We start from the raw sequence: 7,116 nt of genomic DNA, 5'->3' as shown, positions 1-7,116 counted from the left end.
ACTTAAAGATACAATAAAACCAAGGGATTACCTTGGTTTACATGCTATTTTTTCACTTCTATAAGCCCCAGTTTTGGGTGCGAAACTTCAGTTATGGTAAACTAGATCCTAAAGATACTACTGCAAAAGATGTTCTTTATTCAGTAATAAAAGATCCTTCAACAGGAAAAGAAACTAGAACAGTTATTGATTTAACAAATACAATCAAGGAGATTCTTAAAGAGACTAACAATGATCTTATTAAAGAGCTTAAAAGTGCTGTAGCATATGATATTACTAAAGAAGTAGCAGTGACTAATATTAAGTCTGACGGAAAAGAAGTTAGCGTTTTCTCTGCTGTAGCTGATGTAAATGCAAATGATGCAGAAGTAAAAGGTGTTAATTTACCTGATTCTTTATGGCAAAAAACATTTAAAGTATTTGATGTTAAGTTATATGATGCTTCTGGTAATTTATTAACAGTTAATGTTAGTGAGTTTGCAATTGGTAAAACAGACTTTAATTTTGCTTTAGGTAGTGGTGAGATTTATTCTACTCTTCCTGCTGGAAAATATAAAGTTGTAGTTTACTTTACAAATTAAGATTGATAACTTAGAGTAGTAAAAGTTATAAATAAAAGCCCTTAGACATTGTCTAAGGGCTTTTTCGTATATAAAAGATTATTGGAAAATAGATTATAGTAGTGCAATAAAAAAACGCTTTAGAAATACTCTAAAGCGTTTTTTTGTTATTTAACCTTCTTTTGGTAGTTACCAATAGGTGTCTTATATTTTTTATATTCAAAGTTAACAGTTCCATTACCAACTTCTTTCGGAACCTCAAAATGTACTTCTGTAGGTGTTACCTTAAAGATATAAGCTTCAATATTCTCATTTGACTCTTCTGGCTTAGGTGCTCTAGGTGCGATGACAGCATTTGAGCTCTTAGTAGGTAACGCTTTTACAAAGGTAATTTTATATTCAGAACTTTTAGCTTCATCAAACCCTTTACCTGTTAATAACATTCTTGTTCCTGGTGCTTGAGCATTAAAGTCTACTTGATTTAAAGTCTCTGGATATCCTTCTGGTTTGATGTCTTTAGAACCTCCATCATCACTAGAGCAACTAACAACACTAAATGTTGCTGTAGCTAGAAATAATAAAATTAGTTTTTTCATAAATTGATTAGTTATAGTTTATGGCTCTAATGTAGTTTATTTTTTAATATTAAGAAATTATTGTGAATTATTTTTTAAATCATTAATGATGGACTTTAATCCAATGGATGCTTTTTCTGCTATAATGTTTATTTTACAAGGAGTTTGATTAATTATTGCTGGATTAGTATCAATATAATAAGCAAGAGCATTTGGTTTTGCATAATGGATTAATGAAGCGGCAGGGTATACTTGCATAGAAGTTCCTATTATAATGATAATATCAGCTTTTTTGACATAAGATACAGCATTTTCTAACTCAGGAACCATTTCTCCAAACCAAACGATATGTGGTCTGAGTTTATGACCTAGATCGTTGGTGTCTGTACTGTGTAAATCTTTTGACCAAAGGTATATGAGTTTACTGTTTTGTACACTCCTTACCTTAAGTAGTTCACCATGTAGATGAATAATATGTGACGAACCTGCGCGTTCATGTAGATCGTCTACATTTTGTGTTACGATAGTAGTGTTGTAGTGTTGTTCTAATTCAGCTAGTAGTAGGTGTGCTTCATTTGGCTCACAAGTTAATAGTTGACGTCTTCTTTGATTGTAGAAATCAAGTACTAGTTCTTTGTTTTTTTTCCAACCTTCTGGTGAAGCTACTTCCATAACATCATGTCCTTCCCACAAACCTCCTGCATCTCTGAAGGTTTGTATACCGCTCTCAGCACTCATTCCTGCTCCCGAAAGTACTACTAATCTTTTTTCCATAATATTGTTACCTTTGCGTTTGTATTAATCCTATATGATAAAGAGATGTTTTATTGTCTTTATCAAGGTTCTTAAAAATAATTATAATAATGGATATTTCAAATAAGCTATTTCAAGACGTAGAATATTTAGAATACTTAGAATCATTTTTGACAGAGAATAGAGTAGAACGCTTTAAAGAGGTTTTAAATAACCGTACAAAGCATTTTACTATAGTAGCGGAAGATGTGTATCAATTACATAATACAAGTGCTGTAATGAGAAGCTGTGAGGTTTTTGGGGTACAAGACCTTTGTGTTATTGAGCAAAAGTTTGGTAAACGAATAGATAAAGAGATTGCTTTAGGAGCAGAGAAGTGGGTAGATATACATAGATATAGTAATATACCTTCTGCTTTAGATGATATTAGAAGTAAAGGATATCAGATAGTTGCAACTACTCCACATGTAGAGGCTAATCATTTAGAAGATTTTGATATCACCAAACCTTCTGCAATCTTCTTTGGGACGGAAAAGAACGGTTTATCACCAGAAATTATCGAGCAAGCCGATGCTTACATTAAAATACCAATGGTTGGTTTTACAGAGAGTCTAAATATTTCTGTATCTGCAGCAATTATCATTCAAAATCTAACTACTAGAGTAAGAAATTCTAATATCGATTGGAGACTATCAGATGCTCAATTATTAGAAAAAAGAATTGATTGGGCTAGAAAGTCAATTAAGGATATTGATTTCGTAACAGAACGCTATCTAGAAGCAAAGAATATGACTGAGTAATAAATTACTATATAAAACAAAAATCCCTCTACTACAGAGGGATTTTTTGTTTTATATATAGTAAAAATATTAAGCAACTGGAGTGCTCTTTTTACGTAGTTTCATATTGATAAATTCTACTGCTAGAGAGAATGCGATAGCAAAGTATAAATAACCTTTAGGTACTGCTCCAATCTCTTGTCCTGCTAAAACAGCATGAGAAATATGCATACTTTCTGTTGTAAGCATAAATCCAATAAGGATTAAGAATGATAAAGCTAGAATCTGAATAGAAGGATTTTTGTTTACAAAGTTTCCTACAGGAATTGCAAATAACATCATAACTCCTACTGATACAATAACTGCAGCTATCATAATGTATAATGCACCATTAAGACCATTAGTCATACCTACAGCTGTAAGGATACTATCTACAGAGAAAATAATATCAATCATTAAGATTTGCATAATAATATTGCTAAATGATTTAGTTGCTATTTTCTTAGCATTTGGCGCTTCATCTATAGGATGGTGATCGTGTACATGTGCCACTTTCTCATGTATTTCTTTTGTAGATTTATAGATAAGAAAGATACCTCCACCAAGAAGTATTAAAGCTTGTCCATTAAAGTCAGCGCTAAACCAACTCCAGTTAATGCTGAACAATGGTTTTTTCATAGCAATAAGCCATGTAACACCGAATAATAAACCAATACGCATAAACATAGCTAAGAATAGACCAATCTTAGTTGCTTTTTTACGTTGTTCTTCAGGTAGTTTACCTGTTACGATAGAGATGAAAATAACGTTGTCGATTCCTAGTACAATCTCTAAGAATGTCAGTGTTATAAATGCTACAATAGCATCAGCAGTTAAAAATACTTCCATAGTATTTGTGTGTGGATTAAATTATAAATCAGCAATTTTTTTAATTGTTCCTCTTTCTCTTCGTGCATCTCCCACGTATCCATATTCGAAAGTACATTCATCTCCATTAGTAGTGACTATTTTGATACTAACTGGTTTTTTGTCTGCCATTGTTTTAGGGTTTAATTTCTCTAACACAAATTCACAGTCATTAACCCATCGAATAGCAGCACTATCAGTTTTTCCTTCGAATGTTTCTATTTCTAAGTTTTCTGTTCTAACAAAAGTTGATACCTTTTTTTCTCCATTTATTTCAGCTACAAATTCAAACTTACCAGTTTTAAAGTTTGCACAGTTTCTCTCCTGATTATAGCAAGAGATTAATAAAAAGAATAAAGGTAAAAAGTATAGTAATTTAGTTTTCATAATATTATTTTCCAAATAGTGATTTAATAATTGTTTGTAGTCCTTTAAAGAATAACAGCATAGATGTTAAACAAATTAGACAACCTAGTCCAAATATAGGATAGAAAAAAGGATGTCCTTGATTCTTTAAAGAGCTATGTAGAACAATAGGTCCTAAGAACATAAGAGGTAAAGTAATCATAAGATACTTAACTCCTTTATTAAGCAATTTTCTATCTATTTGTGGTTCTTGTTCCATTATATATTTGTTTTATAATATTCAATTGCTGTACGAACGTTTTGATGTTCTTTTAATAATTGTGCAGCAATAGAATATTCTATTTGTAATTCATCTATTATCATTTGTATTCCTCTTTCCTGAAGTTTAGCATTGGTCATTTTCATATCGACCATTTTATTGCCTTTTACTCTTCCTATCTGAATCATACTACTTGTTGATATCATGTTTAATACCAATTTCTGTGCTGTACCAGCTTTCATACGAGAGCTTCCTGTAACAAACTCAGGTCCTACTACAACTTCGATAGGATAATCCGCTACTTTAGCTAACGGACTTTCTAGATTGCACGTAATACAGCTAGTTGTAATCTTATTTGCTTGACATTTCTCTAAGGCCTTAATTACATACGGAGTAGTACCAGAAGCAGCTATACCAATAACAATATCTTTATCAGATATATTGTGTTGTAGTAAATCTTCCCATCCTTGTAGTGGATTGTCTTCTGCATTTTCTACTGCATGTCTAATAGCATAATCTCCACCAGCTATAATTCCTATAACTAAATCAGGGGATACACCATAGGTAGGAGGGCACTCAGATGCGTCTAGTATACCTAGTCGACCAGATGTACCTGCGCCAATATAGAATAATCTACCACCGTTATTTAATTTGGAAACAACTTGTACAACTGTAGCTTCTATTTGAGGAATAGCTTTTTGTACTGCTAAGGGAACAGATATATCTTCTTGGTTAATATTAGTCAAAAGCTCGTTGATAGACATTTTGTCTAAATCATTATACTTAGAAGATTGTTCTGTTATTTTTATAAAACTCACTTTGATAGTTCTTAAAAATGGATGCTAGCAAAAGTACACAAAATACTTTACTAACCTTGTATAATATAAGGGGTGAACTTTATAATTTTATGTCAAAATAAGCTGGTAGAATCTAGTTTGATTGATATAAAAAATACATTATCCATAAATAGATTATAGGTTAAGCATCTCTTTGTTAAGGAATAATAAGTTTTTTTATAAACTAGGTTTTAAACTCATAAAAGAATATTGTGAAATAATTTTATGAGTTGTAATAAATGAGTTACTTTTGTGCCAAGCAAACTGCCTTATCGCTACTTTCAGTAATGAAAATAGAGGAAAGTCTGGACACCATAGGGAAGCATAATGGGTAACGCCCATCCTTGGCTTGCCAAGAGGACAAGTGCAACAGAAAGTATGTACAGGTAATGCTGTAGTGAAACCAGGTAAACTCTATGCGGTGAAATGTCATGTATATTTAGCGTTCGAGGGTGCCCGCCCGATGCTTTAGGGGTAGGCAGATAGAGCTATCGAGTAATTGATAGCCGGGATAAATGATAAGGGAGTACTTTTAGTACTTACAGAATCCGGCTTATAGGTTTGCTTATTTTTTATCACTTTATAGTGTAAAGAAAAAAGGACTGCTATATTGGACTGACCCCAAAAAGTTGGACTAAGTTATGCAATGTTTTTAATATAATGAGCTCGATATTCTATCGGGCTCATTCCATTTAAGTTAATCCTTATTCTATCGTTATTGTAATATTTAATATAGTCTTTGATCTCTTTACTCAATTCTACTATCGAAGTATATTTCTTCAGGTAAAATAGTTCTGACTTTAGCACTCCAAAGAAATTTTCTATAATAGCATTATCTAGACAATTCCCTTTTCTAGACATACTTTGAATAATGTTATTAGCTTTGAGTTTGTGTTGATATTTTTGTAGTCTATATTGCCATCCTTGATCAGAATGAAGTATAGTGTGGATATGTGCTCTATTCTCTTTTTTCCTTTTTTTAAATGCTTTATCAAGCATGTCAATAGTCTGTTTATAATTGGGTGAAGTAGATAAATTATAACTAATAATCTCTCCATTAAATAAGTCTATAATTGGAGATAAATATAATTTATTTCCTTTTACATTAAATTCTGTCACATCAGTAGCCCACTTTTGATGAGGCTCTGTAGCTTTAAAATTTCGTTGAAGTATATTCTCTGCTTCTTTACCAACATCTCCTCTAAAAGACCTGTATTTCTTAACTCGGATTATGCTTTTAAGATTTGATTTCTTCATTATCTTAGCGATAGTTTTAAAGTTTACAGGTATTCCTAACTCTTTTCTAAGAGCTAATGTGATACGTCTGTATCCATACAATCCTTTGTGTTTATTGTAGATATCAACTACATGTTTGACTAAATTCACATGTTTATCCAAAAAAGAAACACTCTTTATATGGTAATAATAACAACTACGAGCTAGCCCTGCTAAGTGTAGTAGGTGTTTTAAATTATGATCGCGCCTTAGCTCCGTAACTATTACGGCTTTTTCTTTTTGGCTTGCTTGCTTTGAGCCAAGGCTTCTAACTTTTTTAGATAAGCAATTTCTGCACGTAAATATTCATTTTCAATTTTCAATTTTTCTAAATCAGTCATTGAGCTTTTTATCCCAGGAATAGCGCTTTTCTTTGTCATTGAGGTAATTTTTTTGTTTTTCTTTAAATGTACACCCCGATTATCTTCTAAACCCTTAAATCCTTTGCTTTTAAATTTGGCTATCCATTGGAATAAGACAGAAGGATTTGAAATTCTATATCTCACACAGGTGTCTGTCAAAGATAAACCACTATTTTGATGCTCCTGAATAATATGAACTTTTTCTTCTATAGTGAATTTGTTTTTGGAGATTCCTCGTAATCCTTGTTCTCCATAAGCTTCATATAGTTTAAGCCAAAAGTAAAGGTTAAACTCACTAATTTTTTCTGATCCTGAAAGTCCACACATACTGTCTTTCCCTTCCAAAATAATAGTTACTAAACGTAACTTAAACTCGAAATTGTATTTCTGTTTTCTACTCATAAAAAATGCCCCAAAAAGTGTCTAACTTTTTGGGGCATGTCTA

10 protein-coding genes and 1 other RNA gene are annotated in these 7,116 nt (G+C 31.9%); 3 read left to right on the top strand and 8 right to left on the bottom strand.

All coding sequences use genetic code 11. The features are described from left to right. The first annotated feature begins 77 nt into the window (after window positions 1-77). Entirely contained in the window at window positions 78-581 is a 504-nt protein-coding gene (locus BMX53_RS18750; RefSeq protein ID WP_143061466.1) for a hypothetical protein, read from the top strand. Between the two features lie 146 nt (window positions 582-727). Here the strand turns inward: BMX53_RS18750 and BMX53_RS18745 are convergent, their stop codons facing one another. After that, the gene (locus BMX53_RS18745) at window positions 728-1,156 is read right to left on the bottom strand and encodes a hypothetical protein (RefSeq protein WP_074748478.1); all 429 of its coding nucleotides are present in this window, start codon (window positions 1,154-1,156) and stop codon (window positions 728-730) included. Between the two features lie 57 nt (window positions 1,157-1,213). Beyond that, complete coding sequence (locus BMX53_RS18740; protein ID WP_074748475.1) at window positions 1,214-1,909, bottom strand: SIR2 family NAD-dependent protein deacylase; 696 nt, start codon at window positions 1,907-1,909, stop codon at window positions 1,214-1,216. Between the two features lie 89 nt (window positions 1,910-1,998). Here BMX53_RS18740 and BMX53_RS18735 point away from each other — a divergent pair, with 89 nt between their 5' ends. Continuing rightward, window positions 1,999-2,688: a TrmH family RNA methyltransferase gene (locus BMX53_RS18735; RefSeq protein ID WP_074748473.1), complete on the top strand. Its 690-nt coding sequence runs from the start codon at window positions 1,999-2,001 to the stop codon at window positions 2,686-2,688. A gap of 69 nt (window positions 2,689-2,757) precedes the next feature. On the opposite strand, the gene BMX53_RS18730 is transcribed toward BMX53_RS18735, so the two are convergent. The 4 genes from BMX53_RS18730 to murQ are packed head-to-tail and all read right to left on the bottom strand — an operon-like array spanning window position 2,758 to window position 5,016. Further along, the gene (locus BMX53_RS18730; RefSeq protein ID WP_063176200.1) at window positions 2,758-3,555 is read right to left on the bottom strand and encodes a TerC family protein; all 798 of its coding nucleotides are present in this window, start codon (window positions 3,553-3,555) and stop codon (window positions 2,758-2,760) included. Window positions 3,556-3,576: 21 nt separating this feature from the next. Then, entirely contained in the window at window positions 3,577-3,960 is a 384-nt protein-coding gene (locus BMX53_RS18725) for a hypothetical protein (protein WP_038984556.1), read from the bottom strand. A gap of 4 nt (window positions 3,961-3,964) precedes the next feature. Next, complete coding sequence (locus BMX53_RS18720; protein ID WP_038984557.1) at window positions 3,965-4,198, bottom strand: DUF6095 family protein; 234 nt, start codon at window positions 4,196-4,198, stop codon at window positions 3,965-3,967. Continuing rightward, complete coding sequence (gene murQ, locus BMX53_RS18715; RefSeq protein WP_074748470.1) at window positions 4,198-5,016, bottom strand: N-acetylmuramic acid 6-phosphate etherase; 819 nt, start codon at window positions 5,014-5,016, stop codon at window positions 4,198-4,200. Before murQ ends, BMX53_RS18720 begins: the two co-directional genes overlap by 1 nt. A 274-nt stretch (window positions 5,017-5,290) precedes the next feature. Here murQ and rnpB point away from each other — a divergent pair. Next, window positions 5,291-5,606, top strand: an RNA gene (gene rnpB / locus BMX53_RS18710) — RNase P RNA component class A. Window positions 5,607-5,673: 67 nt separating this feature from the next. Here rnpB and BMX53_RS18705 read toward each other — a convergent pair. Beyond that, on the bottom strand, window positions 5,674-6,534 hold the full coding sequence (locus tag BMX53_RS18705) for an IS3 family transposase (protein WP_074746352.1): 861 nt from the start codon (window positions 6,532-6,534) through the stop codon (window positions 5,674-5,676). Beyond that, complete coding sequence (locus tag BMX53_RS18700; protein WP_074746351.1) at window positions 6,534-7,073, bottom strand: transposase; 540 nt, start codon at window positions 7,071-7,073, stop codon at window positions 6,534-6,536. The genes BMX53_RS18705 and BMX53_RS18700 overlap by 1 nt, the downstream gene beginning before the upstream one ends. Window positions 7,074-7,116: the final 43 nt, after the last annotated feature.

Origin of the sequence: Myroides marinus (assembly GCF_900109075.1) — a bacterium.
Classification (GTDB): Bacteria; Bacteroidota; Bacteroidia; order Flavobacteriales; family Flavobacteriaceae; genus Flavobacterium; species Flavobacterium marinum_A.
This window is presented reverse-complemented; position numbering and strand designations above follow the sequence as displayed.

Excerpts from the sequence above, each read along its gene's own strand:
- BMX53_RS18720 (WP_038984557.1), bottom strand. The coding sequence starts at position 4,198 with ATGGAACAAGAACCACAAATAGATAGAAAATTGCTTAATAAAGGAGTT.
- BMX53_RS18735 (WP_074748473.1), top strand. The coding sequence starts at position 1,999 with ATGGATATTTCAAATAAGCTATTTCAAGACGTAGAATATTTAGAATAC.
- BMX53_RS18725 (WP_038984556.1), bottom strand. The coding sequence starts at position 3,960 with ATGAAAACTAAATTACTATACTTTTTACCTTTATTCTTTTTATTAATC.
- BMX53_RS18700 (WP_074746351.1), bottom strand. The coding sequence starts at position 7,073 with ATGAGTAGAAAACAGAAATACAATTTCGAGTTTAAGTTACGTTTAGTA.
- BMX53_RS18740 (WP_074748475.1), bottom strand. The coding sequence starts at position 1,909 with ATGGAAAAAAGATTAGTAGTACTTTCGGGAGCAGGAATGAGTGCTGAG.
- BMX53_RS18745 (WP_074748478.1), bottom strand. The coding sequence starts at position 1,156 with ATGAAAAAACTAATTTTATTATTTCTAGCTACAGCAACATTTAGTGTT.
- BMX53_RS18730 (WP_063176200.1), bottom strand. The coding sequence starts at position 3,555 with ATGGAAGTATTTTTAACTGCTGATGCTATTGTAGCATTTATAACACTG.